Here is a 17,582-nt window from a genome sequence, read left to right as displayed (position 1 = left end):
TTGCGAAGACTCGGAGTTGCCAGCCTCGTGCCACAACCACTCCCTGTGGCTATGGATCCCCGCTTTCGCGGGGATGACAGCGAGAATGTGGCGCGGCCATAGCGTCCCATTCAAGCGACGTGAGCTCAATCGATCTTGCGCGCCTCTTCCGGAAGCATGATCGGGATGCCGTCGCGGATCGGATAGGCGAGCTTGGCGCTGCGCGAGATCAGTTCCTGCTTTGCGGCATCGAACTCGAGGGGCCCCTTGGTCAACGGACAGACCAGGATCTCCAGCAATTTGGGATCGACGCTGGCTTCGGCACGTTCGGTGGGCGCATTCATTGGGGGTCTCCGGCAGTCGGTAGGCTTTAGCACAGAAATTCGCGCCCGCCCATCACGGGCCTAAGCGGCGAGCATCGCCAGGAGCTCGTCGAGCAGGGCCTGAAGCCGCGCGGCCGGCAGCGGCGGGCCCGACAGGGCGAAGCCGAGAAATGTCCAGTACAGGATCTGCGCGCGCGCCTGCGCCGTCGCCGGGGTGAGCCCACGCTTGCCCAGCAGCTCCTCGATGTAGTCGAGCCTGCGGCGGTCGATTGCGCGGACCGCCCCTTGCGCCGCCGCATCGAACGCCGCCCAGTTGCGCACCGCGCGCTCGAGGTCGAGCCGCGCGCCAAACGATCTCCGCAGCAGCATCTTGAGCGGCTCGTCGCTGGCGGCTTCGACGTCGGCGATGATCTGCTCGGCCGCGATCTCGCGCCAGCGCTTCAGCACGGCGGCGTGAAACGCGGCCAGATCGGCGAAATGCCAATAGAAGCTGCCGCGCGAGACGCCCATGGCCTTGGCCAGCGGATCGGCTTTCAGCGCCGTGAAGCCGCTTTTGGCGAGCACCTTCAGGCCCTCTTTGGTCCAGTCGCCGGCGGAAAGCTGTTCGGTCATGCCGGGCTCCAGATGGCGACCATACACTAATGTATTGACAGCCCGGGGCAAGCGGTGCATATATCCATACAGTACTGTACGGATGGAGCATGCCCCATGCGCGACCTTCTCCTGCAATGTTCCGGCCTCGCCGCGATCGTGCTGGCGCTCATCCATGGCGTGCTCGGCGAGACCAAGGTCTTCGCCCGCGCCAGCATCGAGCCGGCGCGCCTGCGCACGCTGATCCGACTGGTCTGGCAGGCCGGCACGGTGGCATGGGTCGGCGGCGGCGTGCTGCTGCTGGTTGCGCCCCGGCTGGAGTCGAGCCTCGCCCGGCACTGGATCGTCGCCACGCTCGCCATCGTGTTCGGCTTTGCGGCCCTCGCCAACGCCTTCGCCATGCGCGGCCGCCATTTCGGCTGGGTCGGCATGGGTGCAGTGGTCGCGCTCGCGGTCGCCGGCTACTAGCGCTGCGCATCCGGCCTGTGAGGCGTAAGGCCGCCGCGGTGGGCCATGTTAGAACTTATCTAAAGCGAACCAGGCCCGTACCCGATTGACTTCATCACCTCCTCTGCTTCCTTCGGTGCGCCCCGCGGCTCTGCGGCGCGCACACGAGAGGAGGAGACGTTCGTGAAGGTCATTCGTGTTGTTGCCATTGCACTGACGATCGGTATTGGCATGGGATCGGCGGCCATGGCCGACGGCTTCAAGGATTGCACCAAGCTCGCCAAGGCGTCGTGGAAGCCGGCCAGCGAAGCCGAAGCCAAGGCCAAGGCGGCGGGCTACGAGGTGCGCCGCTCCAAGGTCGAGGGCTCGTGTTACGAGGTCTACGGCGTCAAGGAAGGCAAGCTCTACGAGCTGTTCTACAGCCCCGAGGATCTCAGCCTGAAGCACACGATCGCCAAATAGATTGCGCGCGTGAGCCCCGAAGCGAAGTGGGCTTGATGAAACAAGTGCCGGAGGAGCGCGGGGTGTCCGACAGGACACCGGCGAATCGACTTGTCTCGCGGACGGTCGCGGTCTGGGACCTCCCGCTGCGCCTCTGGCACTGGATTCTCGCGATCTCGGTTCTGATCGCGTGGTTCACGCCGACCGTGTATGACGGCGTTCACCGCATCGTCGGCTATGCGGTCATCGGCCTGATCGCCTTCCGCCTGCTCTGGGGCTTTATGGGAAGCCGCTATTCGCGCTTCCGGATGCTCGGTGTCAGGCTGCGCGTCGCGCCGAACTATCTGTGGAATCTCCGGCGCGGGATGACCGGTCGCTATATCGGGCTCAATCCCGCCGGCAGCTTGATGCTGGTCGCGCTGCTGGCCTCACTCGCCGTCTCGACGATCACCGGTACGATGTCGGTGACCGTCACCTTCTTCGGCGTGTGGTGGGTCGAAGACACCCACCATTATTCATCGGACGCGGTCATCGTTCTGGTCGTGCTGCACGTGTTGGGTGTGCTGGTGATGGGGATTCTGCAGCGCGAGAACCTGATCCGCGCGATGATCACCGGACGCAAGCGTATCCGGCATCATTCGTAAAAATTTCGAAGGCCAGATTCCCTCCTCGTCATGGCCGGGCTTGTCCCGGCCATCCACGTTCTTCTGGGTGGCAAAGACGTGGATTGCCCGGGTCAAGCCCGGGCATGAGCTTGTAGTGCCTACAGTCTCACTGGAGCGGCGGATCGCCGCTGGTGCGCTTCTTGGCGAGGTCCATCTCGGTGACGGCGATCAGGATCTCGGCGCGGGTCTTCAGGTCGGGCGCTTCCAGCATCGCCTGCTTCTCCGCCGGGCCATAGGGCGACATCATCGCCAGCGCGTTGACGAGCGCCTCGTTGGGCGCGCTTTCGACGCCTTCCCAGTCGACCTTGAGATTGTTGGCCTTCAGGAAGTCGGCCAGCACGGCCAGCAGCGCCTCGCGATCGACCTCCTCCTCGCCCATGCGCGCGGTGAAGTCGTCGACGAAAGCGAAGAAGTCCACCTTGCACTGCCGGTAGGCGGTCAGCACTTCGAGCTCCTCGACAAGCTTGAAGCGCGCGACGCCTGTGAGCTCGAGGATGTAGCGGCCGTCGCCGGATTCGGCGAGCTGGGTGATACGGCCGACGCAGCCGACGCGGAACAGCGCCGGCTTGTCGGAATTCTTCGGCGAATGCGCCGCGTCTGGCTGGATCATGCCGATCAGGCGATGCCCGTCGCGAAGGGAATCGTCGACCATCGCCAGGTAGCGCGGCTCGAAGATGTTGAGCGGCATCTGGCCGCGGGGCAGCAGCAGCGCGCCCGGCAGCGGAAACACCGGAATGATCTCCGGGAGGTCGGCGGGCCCGCGATATTCGATGTTGATCGGCATCTGCCCGGTCCCCCTGGCGTCGCCAGCGCGCCCTTACGAAAACAGGATCGTCGACAAACGTTTCCGTCCTTCGACGGTTGCATCATCCGTGCCGCCCCAGGCCTCGAAGAACTGCACCAGCTGCTTGCGGGCGCCGTCGTCGTTCCACTTGCGGTCGCGCTTGATGATCTCGAGCAGCTGCTCGGTCGCCGCCGCGCGATTGCCTTGTGCGTTGAGCGCGGTGGCGAGGTCGAACCGGGCCTGATGATCGAGCGGATTTGCGGCGACTTTCTGTTCCAGCTCGGCGACCGGTCCAAGTGATTTGGCCTGCTCGGCAAGATCGATCGCGGTCTGCACCGCCTTCACGGCCGGGTCGTTGCGCTTGGACTCGGGCACCATGGCCAGCGTCTGCTTGGCCTGCTCCATGGCGCCGGAGACGGCGTAGCACTTCGCAAGGCCGGCAAGTGCCGCGATATTGGTCGAATCGTGCTGGAGCGCCTCGGCATAGATCTGCGCCGCCGCCGCCGTATCGCCCTCGGCGAGCACCGCTTCAGCCTCCTGCACGATCTCGGCGACGTTGACCTCGCCCGGCGCGGTGACGCCCTTGGTCAGGCGCTCGATGAAGGCATTGATCTGGCTCTCGGGCACCGCACCCATGAAGCCGTCGGCCGGCTGGCCGTTGACGAAGGCGATCACGGCCGGGATCGACTGGATGCCCATCTGGCCCGGGATCGCCGGATGCTGGTCGATGTTCATCTTGACCAGCTTGACCTTGCCCTTGGCCGCTTTCACAGCCTTTTCGAGCACGGGGGTGAGCTGCTTGCAGGGGCCGCACCACTCCGCCCAGAAATCGATCAGCACCGGCTGGCGCTTCGATTCCTCGATGACGTCCTTCACGAAGGTCTGAGTGGTGGTGTCCTTGATCAGGTCGGCCGCAGCCGGGCCCGCCGCTCCGTTACCCTGGTCGATGATCGTCACGGGATTCCCTCTTCATGTCTGGAATGACGGCTCTTTAGCACGCCGCCACATCATATGCTTGTGGTCGGCTCCTAAATTGGGCCGAATGGGCCGAATTTCAATCCAGGCCCTCCGATTCGCCGGTTCCGGGGCCTTTCCGGTCGATTTGGCGAGCTTCGGGGTCCATTGGGGCCCTCAATTGCGAATTGAGGCCGCCGGTAGCTGTTGCATTCCCCTCCCGCTTTTGGCATACGACAGCCGTTGTCGGCGCGTCACGCGACCGACACAGGATGCGGGTGTAGCTCAGTGGTAGAGCACGACCTTGCCAAGGTCGGGGTCGAGGGTTCGAGCCCCTTCGCCCGCTCCAATTTTTCCCAGAGCATCCAGCCGAACCGGGTCGGGCCGTGGTTTTCCGCGCCGCTGACGGCTGTATTGTTGAGTTTCGCATGACAATCCTGATCACCGGCAGTGCCGGTCATCTCGGTGAAGCCATTCTCCGGACGCTCCGCGGGCGCGGTTGTCCCGCGCGTGGGATCGATCTCAAGCCCTCCCCCTTCACCGATGCCGTCGGCTCGATCGTCGATGCCGAATTCGTGCGGCGCCAGATGGACGGCGTCGCGGCGGTGATCCACACCGCGACGCTGCACAAGCCGCATGTGGCGACCCACGCCAAGCAGGACTTCGTCGACACCAACGTATCAGGCACGCTCAACCTGCTCGAGGCGGCCGCGGCGGCGGGCGTGAGGAGCTTCGTCTTCACCAGCACCACCAGCGCGTTCGGCTCGCAGCTGCGCCCCGAGGCGGGGCAGGCCGCCGTGTGGGTCACCGAGGATCTGCCGTCGGTGCCGAAGAATATCTACGGCACCACCAAGCTGATGGCCGAGAGCCTCTGCGAGCTGTTCTTTCGCGAGCGCGGTTTGCCCGTCGTGGTCTTGCGGACCTCGCGCTTCTTCCCCGAGGACGACGACGATCCCTTGATGCGGTCGGCCTGCGCGCTCGAGAATGCGCAGGCCAACGAGCTGCTCTATCGCCGGCTGGATATCGCGGACGCCGTGAGCGCGCATCTGCTCGCCGCCGAACGCGCGCCGAAGATCGGCTTCGCCCGTTACATCGTCTCGGCCACCAGCCCGTTCGAGCAGCGTCATCTCGCCGCGCTCGCGCGCGATGCGGCCCGTGTCGTGCGCGAGCTCTATCCGGAGTGCGCGCAGCTCTATGCGGCGCGCGGCTGGCGGCTCTTCCCCGCGATCGACCGCGTCTATGTCAACGACCGCGCGCGGCGCGAGCTGGGCTGGCGGCCCGAATTCGACTTCGCGCATGTGCTGCACAGCCTGCAAGGCGATCGCGATTATCGCAGCACGCTGGCACGCGAGATCGGGTCGAAGGGCTATCATGACACGGTGTTCGACGACGGCCCCTACCCCGTCGCCTCGTAAGCGCCGCAATCGCCATTTTGCTCGACGCTTCAGATGTCTGGCCGGCGTCGCCGGGAGCGCGCCGGTCTGAGCCGTTCTACTGTGCATGGGGTTGTTTTCGCGTTTTTGCACGAGCACCCCTCGTGCCGTCGGCAAAACGATCCGCGCGCCACTACGATTCCGCGCTGCAGCGAGAGCGTTGTCATCGCGGCGTTCGCCCCCTCATTGACATTCCGTCTCAATTTTTTCGGAGCGCGAACGCGGTGCAGGCGGCGCGCTTCTCACCGTTCGCAGATGTGCTAACCTTTTTGCGTCTGTCGTTCTGACGGACCCGAAACTTCGTCTCTCGACTGGCAAAACCAAAATAACGCGCAGCCCTGACGGCTGCCTTAGGGGAGTGACGCGATGCAATTTCATCGATCCGTCTTTCAATCCGTTCTGGCGCTTGCAGCGGTTGCCCTTCTCGCGGGGACCGGCGCCGGCCATGCGCAACAGCAGGACAAGAGCAAGCCGCTGAAGAAATACGAATCCGGCACCAAGGAGTTCTGGACCCATCCGCCGGACGACTGGTTCCTCGGCGACGAGACCGAGGCGCAGAAGGGCCTGGCGCCGCCCTCGGGCCCGCCGACCGGCGCCTCCGACGCCGAGCTCGCCAACATCGTCAAGAAGATCAAGCTGCCGCCGGGCTTCAAGATCGAGGTCTATGCCTCGGGCGTGCTGGCCGCGCGGCAGATGGCCTGGGGTGACAAGGGCACGCTGTTCGTCGGCTCGTTCGGCCTCGGCAACGTCTATGCCATCAAGGACAACAACGGAAAGAAGGAGGTCAAGACCGTCCTCAAGGGCCTGAATATGCCCACCGGTCTCGCCTTCAGGGACGGCGCGCTCTACGTCATCGCCGTCGACAAGCTGATCCGCTACGACAATGCGGAGGCCAATCTCGACAAGCTCGGCGACGGCAAGGTCGTCTATGACGACATGCCGTCCTATGCCGCGCATGGCTGGAAATACATCGCGGTCGACAAGGAAGGCTGGTTCTTCCTGCCGTTCGGACCGCCCTTCAACATCGGTATCCCGCCGACCAGCGTCTCGCAGATCCGCCGCGTCGATCCCAAGACCGGCAACGCCGAAATCTGGGCGCTCGGCGTTCGCAACTCCGTCGGCGGCGACGTCGATCCGCGCACCGGCAAGCTCTGGTTCACCGAGAATGCCCGCGACTGGATCAGCGACGACCTGCCCTCGGACAAGCTGAACATGATCAACCGGATCGGCGAGCATTTCGGCTACCCCTATTGCCACCAGGGCAATCTGCCGGACGACAAGTTCGCGATGGGCCACAAATGCTCCGAGTTCACGCCGCCCGTGCTGAATCTCGGCGCCCATGTCGCTCCGCTCGGCATGAAGTTCTATACCGGCGACCAATTCCCCGCCGAGTACAAGAACAACATCCTGATCGCCGAGCACGGCTCCTGGAACAGGCACAAGTACCAGGGCGCACGGATCGTGCGCGTGATCGTCGGACCCGACGGCAAGAACCCGAAAAGCGAGAGATCTTCGCCTCCGGCTGGCTCGAGGGCGACCAGGGCTATCTCGGCCGTCCCAACGACATCATCCTCGCCAAGGACGGGTCGATCCTCGTCGCCGACGATTGGGCCGGCGCGATCTACCGCATCAGCTACAGCAAGAAGTAGCGCGCGTACGACACGAGGCTGCGACGGCCGAAAGGCGCCGCAGCCACATTTGTTTGATTCACCGTCGTTCCGGATTGCGCGACTTGCGCGCAAGTCCGGAACCCATAACCCCGATCCGTGGTTATGGATTCCGGGTTCGCGCCCAGTGGCGCGCCCCGGAATGACGACCTCGACAGATCGGAATTCCCATCATGCGCCGGCAGTTCATCTCGTCCGCAATCAGCACGGTTGCGCTCTTCGCGCTTGCCTTCCTCCCCGCAAGCGCCGCCGACGTCGCCGCCGGCAAGGCCAAGGCGGAGGTCTGCGCCGGCTGTCACGGCGAGAACGGCATCTCGCAGACCGAGAACATCCCCTCGCTCGCCGGCCAGCCCGACCAATTCCTGCAATGGCAGCTGGTGTTCTTTCGCGCCGGCTCGCGCAAGAACGAGCAGATGCAGCCGATCGTCGAGGAGATCACCAACGAGGACATCCGCAATCTCGGCGCCTATTTTTCTTCGCTGACGCCGCCGAAGGGAGCCGAGGACGGAGATCCGGACCTGTCGAAGAAGGGCGCGCAGGTTGCCGCCGGCCGCCGCTGCGCCTCATGTCATACGGACAGCTATGCCGGCACCAAGGCGGTCGCGCGGCTCGCGGGGCAACGCGAGGAATATCTCGTCAAGGCGCTGCACGACTACAAGGCCGGCCAGCGCGTCGGCGGCGGCGTCGCCGCGATGGCGGACGTCGCCTATCACATGAGCGACGAGGAGATCACTGCTGTCTCGCACTATCTCGCGCATTTCAAATAACGCGGGATGCTGCGGCAAACACAACTCGTCATCCCGGGGCGCGCGCAGCGCGAGCCCGGGATCCATAACCACAAGATGGCGTTTTGCGAAGACTCGGAGTCACCACTTCGCTCCATAACCACTCCCTGTGGCTATGGGTCCCCGGTTCGCGCTGCGCGCGCCCCGGGACGACAGCGGAGTGTGTGGTTACGACCTACCCCGCGCGCTGCCTCTCATACGCCTTCAGATGCGTGTACGCGATACGCAGCTTCGGTACCGGCACCTTGGCGGCGTCGGCGCGCGCGATGAGGTCGCCGATGACGTGATCGGCTTCGACCGGCAGGCCGGCCTTGATGTCGCGGAACATCGAGGCGGTCATCGGCGAGCCTTCGGCGGTGAGGTTGCCCTTCACCCGCTCGAAGAACGGCCCGCCCGGCGGATAGCCGGACGCGGCGGCGATCGCGCTGGTCTCGTCCAGCATGCCGAGCAGGAAATCCCGGCCGCCCGGAGCCGCAAGGATGTCGCCGACTGAGGCGCGCATCAGGCTGGTGGATGCCGCGAGCGAGGAGAGGAACACCCACTTCTCCCCACATGTCCTGCATGAGGTTCTGGCTGGCGGTGGCGCCAGTGATGCCGCTCTTGAAGGCTTCGTCGATCGCCTTCACCCGGTCCGACATCTTGCCGTCGCGCTCGCCGTAATTGATCGACTGCATCGGCTGGAGCTGCACCACCTCGCGCTTCTCGTTCAAGGTCGCGGCGATGGCGCAGAGGCCGCCGAGCACCCGCTCCTTGCCGAACCTGGCATCCAGCGTGTCGAGATGCTTCATGCCGTTGAGCATCGGAATGATCGCGGTGTTAGGTCCGACCGCCGCGGCAAACGACTTGATGGCGTCGTCGAGGTCGAACGCCTTGCAGCTCAAGAGCACGACATCGAACTTGTCCTTGAGCGCGTCCGCCTGCACGGTCGGCGGATTCTTCAAGGTCACGTCGCCATTCGGGCTCTTGATGATCAGGCCGGCGCTTGCGAGCTCGCTGGCGCGCCGTGGCCGGACCAGGAATGTGACGTCGCGGCCGGCCTGCAATAGCCTGCCACCGAAATAGCCGCCGATTGCGCCGGCGCCGACTACGAGAATACGCATTGCAGAGCTCCGTTGAACGAGGCGAATGGCGAGTAGGGAATAGCGAATAGGGTGAGAGGCCGCAAATGACGAGTCACAATTTCACGACTCGCTGTTCGCCATTCCCCTATTCGCCCCCTTCCAGCACCATCTCCTCGACTTCGCGCAGCTGTTCCTTGCCGAAGAACATCTCGTTGCCGACGAAGAAGGTCGGTGAGCCGAAGGCGCCGCGGGCGACCGCCTCCTCGGTGTTCTTGATCAGCTTGCCCTTGACCTCAGGTTCCCCGGCGCGGGTGAACAGCCTTTGCGCGTCGAGCCCGGAGGACGCCAGCGCCTTCGCCGCGATTTCAGGATCGTCCATCTTCTTCGGCTCGCGCCACATGTGGTGGAAAGCGGCCTCGACGTATTTTTCGAACACGCCCTCGAGCTGAGCCGCGATTGCCGCGCGCATCAGGTTCAGCGTGTTGACGGGGAAATGCGGATTCCAGACATAGGGCTGGACATGAAAGCGCTTGATGAAACGCTCGGTCTCGATCGCCTGGAATTCGCGCTTGTTCTTGATGCCGGCCAGGGTCTCCGCCGGCGACTTGTTGTTGGTCGACTTGAAGATGCCGCCGAGCAGGATCGGCACATATTCGAACTTGACGCCGATCCGCTGCTCGATCGCCGGAATCGCCAGATGGCTGAGATAGGCGTTGGGGCTGCCGAAGTCGAACAGGAATTGCGGGGCGGTACGGGTCAAAATCATTCTCCCTGACGTCGCTTTTCGTCATTGTGGCGCAGGCCGCGCCACAGGTCCACCGTTTAATGACGGTCATAATACTTAAGGCCGTCAGATCAGCCGCTGGATCGCCTGCTTGCGCCACACCAGGAGGTAATAGCCCATCTGCAAAATGAACATGGCGCAGAACACGATCGGATAGGCCGCCCAGACACCTGCAAGGCCGATCGTGCGGCTCAGGATCACCGCGGCCGGCAGTTCGATCGCGACAATCGCGAAGATCGACAGCAGCATCGGTGTGAACGCGACACCGGCCGCACGCATCGCGCCTGAAAACACCGTGGCGAGGCCGAATGGCACCGAGCTCCACAAGGCGATGTACAGCAACCCTTTCGCCAGATCGAGCACGGCGCCATCGGTGATGAAGATGCCGAGCACCGCGCGCGGCGCGAGATAGATCAGCGCCACCAGCCCGCCGGTCAGGACGAGGTTGAGCATGAGGCCGGTGCGGACGATGCTGTCGAGCCGCGTCCTGTCGCCGCCGCCGACAGCCTGGGCGCCGAGGATCGAGACCGCGATCGAAATCGACATCGCCGTGAACTGCGTGTAGCCCATCACCTGGTTGACCGCGCCGTACGCGGCCGTGGCGTCGGACCCGTAGCCGTTGACGAGGCCGAGCAGCACCAGCTCGGCGATCGCCATCACCACCATGCCGATCGCGCTAGGCAGTCCGATGCCGAGGACCTTTCCGAGCACGGCGCCGTTCAGCCGCAGGTGACCCAGCAACGCAGCGTCCGGCGCGAGCGCGTGCTTCTTCCGCAGCAGATAGGCCCCCAGCACGATCAGCGTCGTCGCATTGGCGATCGCAGACGCCCACGCCGGGCTGGTGATGCCCGCCGCCGGCAATCCGGGCGCGCCGCGGATCAGCAATGGCGTCAGGATCAGGCCGGTCGCAGTCGACAACGCCAGCGCCAGCAGCGGCGTCAGCGCGTCGCCGACGCCGCGGATCATTGCGGTCATCAGCAGGAAGACGAAGCCGAGCGGCATCGTCAGCAGCATGATTCTCGCATAGGCGCTGGCCTCATCGAGAATGTCCGCGGGCGTGGCGAGCGCCATCATCAATTGACGGCTGAAGAGCCCGCCAACCAGTGCAACCGAAATCGACAGCAGCAGGCCGACTGCGAGCGTCGTGCCCGCGATGACCTTGATCCGGCCGTGCTCGCCCGCGCCAAAGGCCTGGCCGATCAACACGGTGGCGCCGGTGCTCAGTCCCATGACGAAGGCGAACAGGAAGAACATCACCGGGAAGAAGACCGAGACTGCGGCGAGCGCATCGACCCCGATCATCTGGCCGAGATAGACATTGCTGACGGTGCCGAACAGCGATTGCAGCGCGTTGCTCAGCATCAAGGGTGCGAGGAAGCGGAGGAATGTGGTCCAGAGCGGCTTTGGAGCGGACATGGATCGGCCTTTCATCAGGGCGTGCGAAGCCGTTGCCGCGCGATGCGCGGCCCGGCCGTCGATGGGGTTGTGAAGAGCGCTGCGCTTTAAGCGCGGTCGCTGTCAGGCGAGCTTGACGATGTGGTCGCGGATATCAGTCGGCCAATCGGCGATCAGTCCGGTGAAGCGCCGTCGGTCATCTGCGAACAGCGCGCGCGAGGCCTCCTCGAACTGCGGCAGATCGCCGGCCATGGTCGACATGAAGTGATAGGCCGCATCGCGCGCCTGGCGCTCGCGGTCCTTGGCGCCGCTGGCGCGCCTGGCGTCGTCGACGAGCTTGCGCAGCGCGACCGAGGCGCCGCCCGGCTGCGCGCCGAGCCACTCCCAGTGCCGCGGCAGCAACGTCACTTCGCGCGCGACCACGCCGAGTTTCGGCCGGCCGCGGCCGCGCGGCTCTGCGGGTGTCTCGGCCGCCTCGGCCGGCGGCGGTGCCAGCTTGTCCAGCCGCGCCAGCACCTCGCGATCGTCGCCGCGCAGGTCGAAGTCGATCGACCGGCCCGTCCCGTCGTCGAAGATGATGACCGGCTGGTCCAGCGGCTGCGTTGCCCGCTTGACGGCGAGCGCGACCTCGCCGGCCGTGCCGGAGGCCAGCCGGCGCTGGCCGACGAACGCTGTGTAGGTCCCTTGCATTGGAATCATTGCCATATTGATCGTGGTGGCAGCTTAATACCCGGGTAAATTGCCGGCGTCAATATACCCGGGTGAAAATATCCGCACCGGCGCCTCGACAATGTGTTCCCGGGCTGGCACGAACGCTCGGCCGATCGACCACGCCTAGCCCTGAGGACCCCGCGATGCTGACCGTTCACCACCTCAACAATTCCCGCTCGCAGCGCGTGCTGTGGCTGCTCGAGGAGTTGGGCGTGCCCTACGAGATCGTGCGCTATCAGCGCCAGCCGGACATGCGCGCGCCCAATGAGCTGCGCGCCATCCATCCGCTCGGCAAGTCGCCGGTCATCACCGACAACGGCAACACCATCGCCGAGTCGGGCGCGATCATCGAATATCTCATCGCGACCTACGGCAACGGCCGGCTGATCCCGCCGCCGAACACGCCGGAGCGGCTGCGGTACACCTATTGGCTGCACTATGCGGAAGGATCCGCGATGCAGCCGCTGCTGCTCAAGCTGCTGTTCACGCTGATGCCGAAGCGCGCGCCGGCACTGCTGCGCCCGCTGGTGCGCAAGGTCTGCAACCAGGCGCTGACTGCGCTGGTCAATCCGCAGCTCAAGCAGCACATGGACTATTGGGAAGGCGAGCTTGCCAAGAGCGAGTGGTTCGCCGGCAGCGAGTTCACCGCGGCCGACATCCAGATGAGCTTTCCGCTGGAAGCAGCCCAGGCGCGCGGCGGGCTCGAGCAGGGCCATCCCAGGGCGATGGCGTTCCTGGAGCGCATCCACGCCCGGCCAGCCTATGCGCGCGCGCTGGAAAAGGGCGGGCCGTATCAGGTCGGGCGGTAGGTCTCTCTCCCGTCATTCCGGGGCGGTGCGTAGCACCGAACCCGGAATCTCGAGATCCCGGGTTCACGCTTCGCGTGTCCCGGGATGACAGGTCAGTCCGCGTACAGCACGCGTCCGCGCGTCTCCGGCAGCGCGAAGGCGGCGATGAAGAACACCGCGTAAGCCACCACCGCGAAGATCGCGATCGCATTGGCGAGCGACGTCGTCGCCGACAGCGCGCCGACCAGGAATGGAAACAGCGCACCGATGCCGCGGCCGAAATTGTAGCAGAAGCCCTGGCCCGAGCCGCGCAGCCGCGTCGGATAGAGTTCGGTCAGGAACGCGCCGATGCCGGAGAAATAGCCCGAGGCGAAGAAGCCGAGCGGGAAACCGAGTATCCAGAGGATCTCGTTGGTCAGCGGCAGCTGTGTGTAGAGAAGCACCACCGCCATGGCTCCGATCGAGAAGATCAGGAACAGATTGCGTCGCCCGATCCGGTCGGCGAGCCACGCGCCCACGAGATAGCCGATGAAGGAGCCGATGATCAGCGTCGCGAGATAGCCGGTCGATCCGACGATCGACAGGTGCCGCTCCTTGGTCAGGAATTGCGGCACCCAGAAGGTGACGGCGTAGTAGCCGCCCTGGCAGCCCGTCGCCATCAGCGACGCAAGCACCGTGGTCTTCACGATCGGAAAGGTGAAGATCTCCCAGAGCTTCGGATGACTGCCCGTTTCCGCCCGCCTGGCGCGGGCCTCGGCTGCGATCTCCGGCTCGGTGACAGAGCGGCGGATGTAGAACACCAGAAGTGCCGGCAGCGCACCGATCACGAACATCCAGCGCCAGGCCGTCTCCGGGGGCAGGACCGAGAACAGAATCGCCTGCGAGAGCACCGCAAGGCCCCAGCCGACCGCCCAGCCCGACTGGACCGAGCCAACCGCGCGCCCGCGATATTGCGGCCGGATCGCCTCACCCATCAGCACGGCGCCCGCCGCCCATTCGCCGCCGAAGCCGAGACCGAGCACGGCACGTGCGATCAGGAGCTGGTCGAAATTCTGCACGACGGCGCAGACCAGAGAGAAGAACGAGAATCAGATGATGGTGATCTGGAGCGTCCTGACACGCCCGATATGGTCGGAGAGATAGCCGCCGAGCCAGCCGCCGATGGCGGAGGCGAGCAGGGTCACCGTGCCCGCAAGGCCGGCCGAGGCCGCATCGACCTTCCACAGGGCGATGATGGTGCCGATCACCAGCGGGTAGATCATGAAGTCCATGCCGTCGAGCGCCCAGCCTGCAGCGCAGGCCCAGAACGTCCCGCCGCTCGGGCGCGTTCATGTCGCGATAGAAGGCGAGCAGGCTGGTGTCCTCGATCTCGGCGCGTTCGATGCGCTGGCTCGGATCGGCGGTGGTCATGTGCGTTTCCCTGGCAATTGCTTTGGCCGGCGGTGGTAACACGCACGCCGGCCTGTGCAAGCCGGTGCGCGCTGCCGTGCCATGCAGAGAGCGGGCTACTGCCCCGCCGCTTCCGCACCGCGCGTCCGCGGATCGGCCGCGCCGAGCAACCCGCTCGGCGTCACGAGAATCGAATTCGCCGATGTCTGCCCCATCGGCTCGACGATGAGATGGCCCATGGCCTTCAGCGCGAGCAGCACGTCGTCGGGAAAGCCGCGCTCGACGCGCACCTCATCCGGTAGCCATTGGTGATGCAGCCGCGGCGTTGCGACGGCGGCCGCAACATCCATCTTGTAGTCGAGAACGTTCACGATCACCTGGAGCACGGTCGAGATGATGCGGCTGCCGCCGGGCGAGCCCGTCACCAACACCGGCTTGCCGTCCTTCAGCACGATGGTCGGCGACATCGATGAGAGCGGCCGTTTGCCGGGGCCAGGCAGGTTTGCCTCGAAGCCGACGAGGCCATAGGCATTGGAAGCGCCGACCGCCGCCGTGAAATCGTCGAGCTCGTTGTTGAGCAGCACGCCGGTGCCGTCGGCGACGAGGCCGACGCCATAGCTGAAGTTCAGCGTATAAGTGTTGCTGACGGCGTTGCCGCGACCGTCGACGACGGAAAAATGCGTCGTGTTGCTGCCCTCACGGGGCGCGGCAGAAGCGGACACGAGCTCCTTCGACGGCGTGGCGCGTTCGGCAGAAATGCCCGCGCGCAGCTTGGCGGCGTAGTCCTTCGCGATCAGTGTCTCGATCGGTGCGTTGACGAAGGCGGGATCGCCGAGATAGCGCGCGCGATCGGCATAGGCGCGCTTCATGGCCTCGATCAGCAGGTGCAGCGATGCCGGCGATCCCTGCTTCAGATCGGCAAGCTGAAAGCCTTCGAGGATGTTGAGCGTCTCCAGCAGCACCACGCCGCCGGACGAAGGCAGCGGCATCGAGACGATCTCGTAGCCGCGATAGGTGCCGCGCACCGGCGCGCGGATGACCGGTCGATAGGCCTTGAGATCGGCCGGCGTCATGATCCCGCCGGCATCGGTTACGGCCTTGGCGAGTTTCTCGGCGACCTCCCCCTCGTAGAAGCCGCGCGGTCCCAGTGCGGCGACTGCCGACAGCGTTTCGGCGAGATCGCCCTGCACCAGCCGGTCGCCTTCGACCAGCGGCGTGCCGTCAGGCCGCGAGAAGATCTTGGCCGAGGAAGGCCAGCGTGCCAGCCGCCGGTGCCAGCTCGGCAGCGTATCGGCGATGTCGTCGCTGACGATGAAGCCATCGCGTGCGAGCGCGATGGCGGGCGCGAGTAGCTGCGCCAGCGTGAACTGGCCGGAGCCGTATTTGTCCAATGCCAGCGCGAGGCCCGCGACCGTGCCGGGAACGCCGACGCCGAGCGCGGAATCCCGTGACTTCGTCGCGTCAGGCTTGCCGTCTGCGCCGAGGAATATCTGTGGCGTCGTCGCGGCCGGCGCGGTCTCGCGATAGTCGATCGTGATGTCTTCGTTACGATCGGCGGAATGGATCACCATGAAGCCGCCGCCGCCGATATTGCCGGCGCGTGGATAGGTGACGGCCATCGCAAAGCCGGTCGCGACCGCAGCGTCGACCGCATTGCCGCCGCGCCGCAGGATGTCGGCGCCGACCTGCGCAGAGAACCTCTCCTGCGCCACCATCATGCCGTGGTCGGCGGCGACGGCGCGCACCGTGTCGCGCGCGGGCGGCACATAGCCACGCCGCGCATCCTGAGCGGTCGCAGGAGCGAGACTGAACGCCAAAGTGGCTATGAAGGCGAAGAATGTTCGTCGTGTCGAATATGATGACATCATCAAAACGTCCGCCGCGGCCTCGGGCCGGTTCACACACCTCGCAGCAATGCTATACGGTTTGCTCCAAGAGGGACAAAACTGTTCGTGATGAGGACCGCGGGATGACGACGATTGCCCCCGATGTGCGTATGGCCAGCGCGCAGCGGACCTATCCGCCGCGTGCTGCCGTCGTCAGCTGGATCTTCTTCGATTGGGCCGCGCAGCCCTATTTCACACTGATCACGACCTTCGTGTTCGCCCCCTATTTCGCCACCAGCGTTGCGCCAAATCCCGCCACCGGCCAGTCGCTGTGGGGTTTTGCGATGGCCGCCGCGGGCCTTGCGATCGCGCTGCTGTCGCCGGTGCTGGGGGCCATCGCGGATGCATCGGGCCGCAGGAAACCATGGATCGCAGGTTTCGGCGTGGTGCTGGTGCTGGCATCCTGCACGCTGTGGATCGGCAAGCCCGGCGATTACGCCATCATTCCGTTGCTGCTCACCGCGGTCGCGCTCGCCAGCGTCGGTGCGGAGTTCGCCACCCTCTTCAACAATGCGATGATGCCGACCCTGGTGCCGCCGGAGCGCATCGGCCGGCTCTCCGGCACCGGCTGGGCTACCGGCTACGTCGGCGGCATCGTCAGCCTGATCATCGTGCTCGGCTTTCTCGCAGCGAATCCCGAGACCGGTCGCACGTTGCTCGGCTTCACACCGTTGTTCGGGCTCGATCCCGTGACTCATCAGGGCGATCGCGCTGCCGGGCCGTTGACCGGGCTATGGTTCATCATCTTCGTGACGCCGATGTTCCTGTTCACGCCGGACTATCCAGCCAAGCGCCCGTTACGCGAGGCCCTGCGAGAAGGTTTGTCCGAACTGAAGCGATCGATCAACGGCCTGCCCAGGCAGAAGTCGCTTGCGGCATTCCTGCTCGCCAACATGATCTACACCGATGGTCTGGTGTCGCTGTTCGCGTTTGGCGGCATCTATGCCGCCGGCACGTTCGGCGCGTGGCTCGGCGGCAAGCTCGACGATCGTCTCGGGCCGAAGCGCGTCATCGCCGGCAGTCTGCTGGTCCTGCTGCTGTCGGTGGCCGCGATCCTTCTGGTCGACAAGGACAGTGTCCTGTTCGTCAAGGTTGAGCCGCCGCAAGCAGGCGCTCCCCTGTTCTGGAGCGCGGCGGAGCGCGCCTATCTCGTGCTGGGCTGCTTGATCGGTGCAGCCGGCGGCCCGCTCCAGGCCGCCTCCCGCACACTGCTGATCCGCCTCGCACCGAAGGATCGCATCGCGCAGTATTTCGGCCTGTTCGCATTGACCGGGAAGGTGACATCCTTCATCGGCCCGCTCTTGATCGGCGTGATCACCGCCGTGACCGCAAGCCAGAAGGCCGGCATGGCCGTGCTGGTGGTGTTCTTCGTTGCAGGACTGGGGCTGTTGATGCGGGTGCGGCAATAGCGGCACCACCGTCATTCCGGGACATCGCGGAGCGATGAACTATGGTGCGCAATTGCGCACCATAGTTCGCGCTGCATGCACCCCGAAATG

General features: G+C 65.2%; 15 protein-coding genes, 1 tRNA gene and 3 pseudogenes. 9 read left to right on the top strand and 10 right to left on the bottom strand.

Going from position 1 to position 17,582, the window contains the following annotated elements; all coding sequences use genetic code 11:
• Window positions 1–125 precede the first annotated feature (125 nt).
• Complete coding sequence (locus ABIF91_RS15115; protein ID WP_028177001.1) at window positions 126–323, bottom strand: Trm112 family protein; 198 nt, start codon at window positions 321–323, stop codon at window positions 126–128.
• 60 nt (window positions 324–383) lie between these two features.
• Window positions 384–914, bottom strand: a complete 531-nt coding sequence (locus ABIF91_RS15110; protein ID WP_028177002.1) for a TetR/AcrR family transcriptional regulator — start codon at window positions 912–914, stop codon at window positions 384–386.
• A 96-nt stretch (window positions 915–1,010) separates the two neighbouring features.
• On the opposite strand from ABIF91_RS15110, the gene ABIF91_RS15105 reads away from it, so the two are divergent.
• The 3 genes from ABIF91_RS15105 (at window position 1,011) to ABIF91_RS15095 (ending at window position 2,425) form a co-directional block, all read left to right on the top strand.
• Window positions 1,011–1,361, top strand: a complete 351-nt coding sequence (locus ABIF91_RS15105) for a hypothetical protein (RefSeq protein WP_028177003.1) — start codon at window positions 1,011–1,013, stop codon at window positions 1,359–1,361.
• 162 nt (window positions 1,362–1,523) lie between these two features.
• Window positions 1,524–1,802 carry a PepSY domain-containing protein gene (locus ABIF91_RS15100; protein ID WP_028177004.1) on the top strand — a complete coding sequence of 93 codons (279 nt, stop codon included), beginning with the start codon at window positions 1,524–1,526 and terminating at the stop codon, window positions 1,800–1,802.
• Between the two features lie 35 nt (window positions 1,803–1,837).
• Window positions 1,838–2,425 carry a cytochrome b/b6 domain-containing protein gene (locus ABIF91_RS15095; protein ID WP_035669013.1) on the top strand — a complete coding sequence of 196 codons (588 nt, stop codon included), beginning with the start codon at window positions 1,838–1,840 and terminating at the stop codon, window positions 2,423–2,425.
• A gap of 127 nt (window positions 2,426–2,552) precedes the next feature.
• Here ABIF91_RS15095 and ABIF91_RS15090 read toward each other — a convergent pair whose 3' ends face one another.
• Both ABIF91_RS15090 and trxA read right to left on the bottom strand, forming a co-directional pair.
• Entirely contained in the window at window positions 2,553–3,230 is a 678-nt protein-coding gene (locus ABIF91_RS15090; RefSeq protein WP_028177006.1) for an LON peptidase substrate-binding domain-containing protein, read from the bottom strand.
• Between the two features lie 33 nt (window positions 3,231–3,263).
• Complete coding sequence (gene trxA / locus ABIF91_RS15085) at window positions 3,264–4,187, bottom strand: thioredoxin (protein ID WP_028177007.1); 924 nt, start codon at window positions 4,185–4,187, stop codon at window positions 3,264–3,266.
• Between the two features lie 271 nt (window positions 4,188–4,458).
• Here trxA and ABIF91_RS15080 point away from each other — a divergent pair.
• From ABIF91_RS15080 to ABIF91_RS15065, 4 genes and pseudogenes are all read left to right on the top strand, one after another.
• Window positions 4,459–4,533: transfer RNA gene (locus ABIF91_RS15080), tRNA-Gly, on the top strand.
• Between the two features lie 79 nt (window positions 4,534–4,612).
• Window positions 4,613–5,599 carry an NAD-dependent epimerase/dehydratase family protein gene (locus tag ABIF91_RS15075; RefSeq protein ID WP_028177008.1) on the top strand — a complete coding sequence of 329 codons (987 nt, stop codon included), beginning with the start codon at window positions 4,613–4,615 and terminating at the stop codon, window positions 5,597–5,599.
• A 384-nt stretch (window positions 5,600–5,983) separates the two neighbouring features.
• Window positions 5,984–7,266 (top strand): annotated as a pseudogene (locus ABIF91_RS15070) (PQQ-dependent sugar dehydrogenase).
• 191 nt (window positions 7,267–7,457) lie between these two features.
• Window positions 7,458–8,051 carry a c-type cytochrome gene (locus tag ABIF91_RS15065; RefSeq protein WP_028177010.1) on the top strand — a complete coding sequence of 198 codons (594 nt, stop codon included), beginning with the start codon at window positions 7,458–7,460 and terminating at the stop codon, window positions 8,049–8,051.
• Between the two features lie 193 nt (window positions 8,052–8,244).
• Here ABIF91_RS15065 and panE read toward each other — a convergent pair.
• From panE to ABIF91_RS15045, 4 genes and pseudogenes are all read right to left on the bottom strand, one after another.
• A pseudogene (gene panE / locus ABIF91_RS15060) lies at window positions 8,245–9,169 on the bottom strand (2-dehydropantoate 2-reductase).
• 106 nt (window positions 9,170–9,275) lie between these two features.
• Window positions 9,276–9,890, bottom strand: coding sequence for a 2-hydroxychromene-2-carboxylate isomerase (locus tag ABIF91_RS15055; protein ID WP_028177012.1), 615 nt, complete (start codon window positions 9,888–9,890; stop codon window positions 9,276–9,278).
• Between the two features lie 90 nt (window positions 9,891–9,980).
• Window positions 9,981–11,330, bottom strand: a complete 1,350-nt coding sequence (locus tag ABIF91_RS15050) for an MATE family efflux transporter (protein WP_028177013.1) — start codon at window positions 11,328–11,330, stop codon at window positions 9,981–9,983.
• Window positions 11,331–11,432: 102 nt separating this feature from the next.
• Complete coding sequence (locus tag ABIF91_RS15045) at window positions 11,433–11,999, bottom strand: DUF2239 family protein (protein ID WP_424579224.1); 567 nt, start codon at window positions 11,997–11,999, stop codon at window positions 11,433–11,435.
• A 164-nt stretch (window positions 12,000–12,163) separates the two neighbouring features.
• On the opposite strand from ABIF91_RS15045, the gene ABIF91_RS15040 reads away from it, so the two are divergent.
• A complete protein-coding gene (locus ABIF91_RS15040) occupies window positions 12,164–12,829 on the top strand; it encodes a glutathione S-transferase family protein (protein ID WP_028177015.1) in 666 nt (221 codons plus the stop codon).
• A 92-nt stretch (window positions 12,830–12,921) separates the two neighbouring features.
• Here ABIF91_RS15040 and ABIF91_RS15035 read toward each other — a convergent pair.
• Window positions 12,922–14,218, bottom strand: a pseudogene (locus ABIF91_RS15035) (MFS transporter).
• Window positions 14,219–14,313: 95 nt separating this feature from the next.
• Window positions 14,314–16,065 carry a gamma-glutamyltransferase gene (ggt, locus tag ABIF91_RS15030; RefSeq protein WP_080659868.1) on the bottom strand — a complete coding sequence of 584 codons (1,752 nt, stop codon included), beginning with the start codon at window positions 16,063–16,065 and terminating at the stop codon, window positions 14,314–14,316.
• A gap of 101 nt (window positions 16,066–16,166) precedes the next feature.
• On the opposite strand from ggt, the gene ABIF91_RS15025 reads away from it, so the two are divergent.
• The gene (locus ABIF91_RS15025; protein ID WP_028177018.1) at window positions 16,167–17,492 is read left to right on the top strand and encodes an MFS transporter; all 1,326 of its coding nucleotides are present in this window, start codon (window positions 16,167–16,169) and stop codon (window positions 17,490–17,492) included.
• Window positions 17,493–17,582: the final 90 nt, after the last annotated feature.

Source organism: Bradyrhizobium sp. USDA 241, assembly GCF_049739505.1.
Classification (GTDB): Bacteria; Pseudomonadota; Alphaproteobacteria; order Rhizobiales; family Xanthobacteraceae; genus Bradyrhizobium; species Bradyrhizobium liaoningense.
Note: the sequence above shows the minus strand (reverse complement) of the source record. Positions and strands in the feature narration are given on the sequence as shown.

What these genes read in the sequence shown, in the direction of transcription:
- ABIF91_RS15115 (WP_028177001.1), bottom strand. Translation starts at nt 323, where the DNA reads ATGAATGCGCCCACCGAACGTGCCGAAGCCAGCGTCGATCCCAAATTG.
- ABIF91_RS15110 (WP_028177002.1), bottom strand. Translation starts at nt 914, where the DNA reads ATGACCGAACAGCTTTCCGCCGGCGACTGGACCAAAGAGGGCCTGAAG.
- ABIF91_RS15105 (WP_028177003.1), top strand. Translation starts at nt 1,011, where the DNA reads ATGCGCGACCTTCTCCTGCAATGTTCCGGCCTCGCCGCGATCGTGCTG.
- ABIF91_RS15095 (WP_035669013.1), top strand. Translation starts at nt 1,838, where the DNA reads ATGAAACAAGTGCCGGAGGAGCGCGGGGTGTCCGACAGGACACCGGCG.
- ABIF91_RS15090 (WP_028177006.1), bottom strand. Translation starts at nt 3,230, where the DNA reads ATGCCGATCAACATCGAATATCGCGGGCCCGCCGACCTCCCGGAGATC.
- ABIF91_RS15075 (WP_028177008.1), top strand. Translation starts at nt 4,613, where the DNA reads ATGACAATCCTGATCACCGGCAGTGCCGGTCATCTCGGTGAAGCCATT.
- ABIF91_RS15065 (WP_028177010.1), top strand. Translation starts at nt 7,458, where the DNA reads ATGCGCCGGCAGTTCATCTCGTCCGCAATCAGCACGGTTGCGCTCTTC.
- ABIF91_RS15050 (WP_028177013.1), bottom strand. Translation starts at nt 11,330, where the DNA reads ATGTCCGCTCCAAAGCCGCTCTGGACCACATTCCTCCGCTTCCTCGCA.
- ABIF91_RS15045 (WP_424579224.1), bottom strand. Translation starts at nt 11,999, where the DNA reads ATGCAAGGGACCTACACAGCGTTCGTCGGCCAGCGCCGGCTGGCCTCC.
- ABIF91_RS15040 (WP_028177015.1), top strand. Translation starts at nt 12,164, where the DNA reads ATGCTGACCGTTCACCACCTCAACAATTCCCGCTCGCAGCGCGTGCTG.
- ggt (WP_080659868.1), bottom strand. Translation starts at nt 16,065, where the DNA reads ATGATGTCATCATATTCGACACGACGAACATTCTTCGCCTTCATAGCC.
- ABIF91_RS15025 (WP_028177018.1), top strand. Translation starts at nt 16,167, where the DNA reads ATGACGACGATTGCCCCCGATGTGCGTATGGCCAGCGCGCAGCGGACC.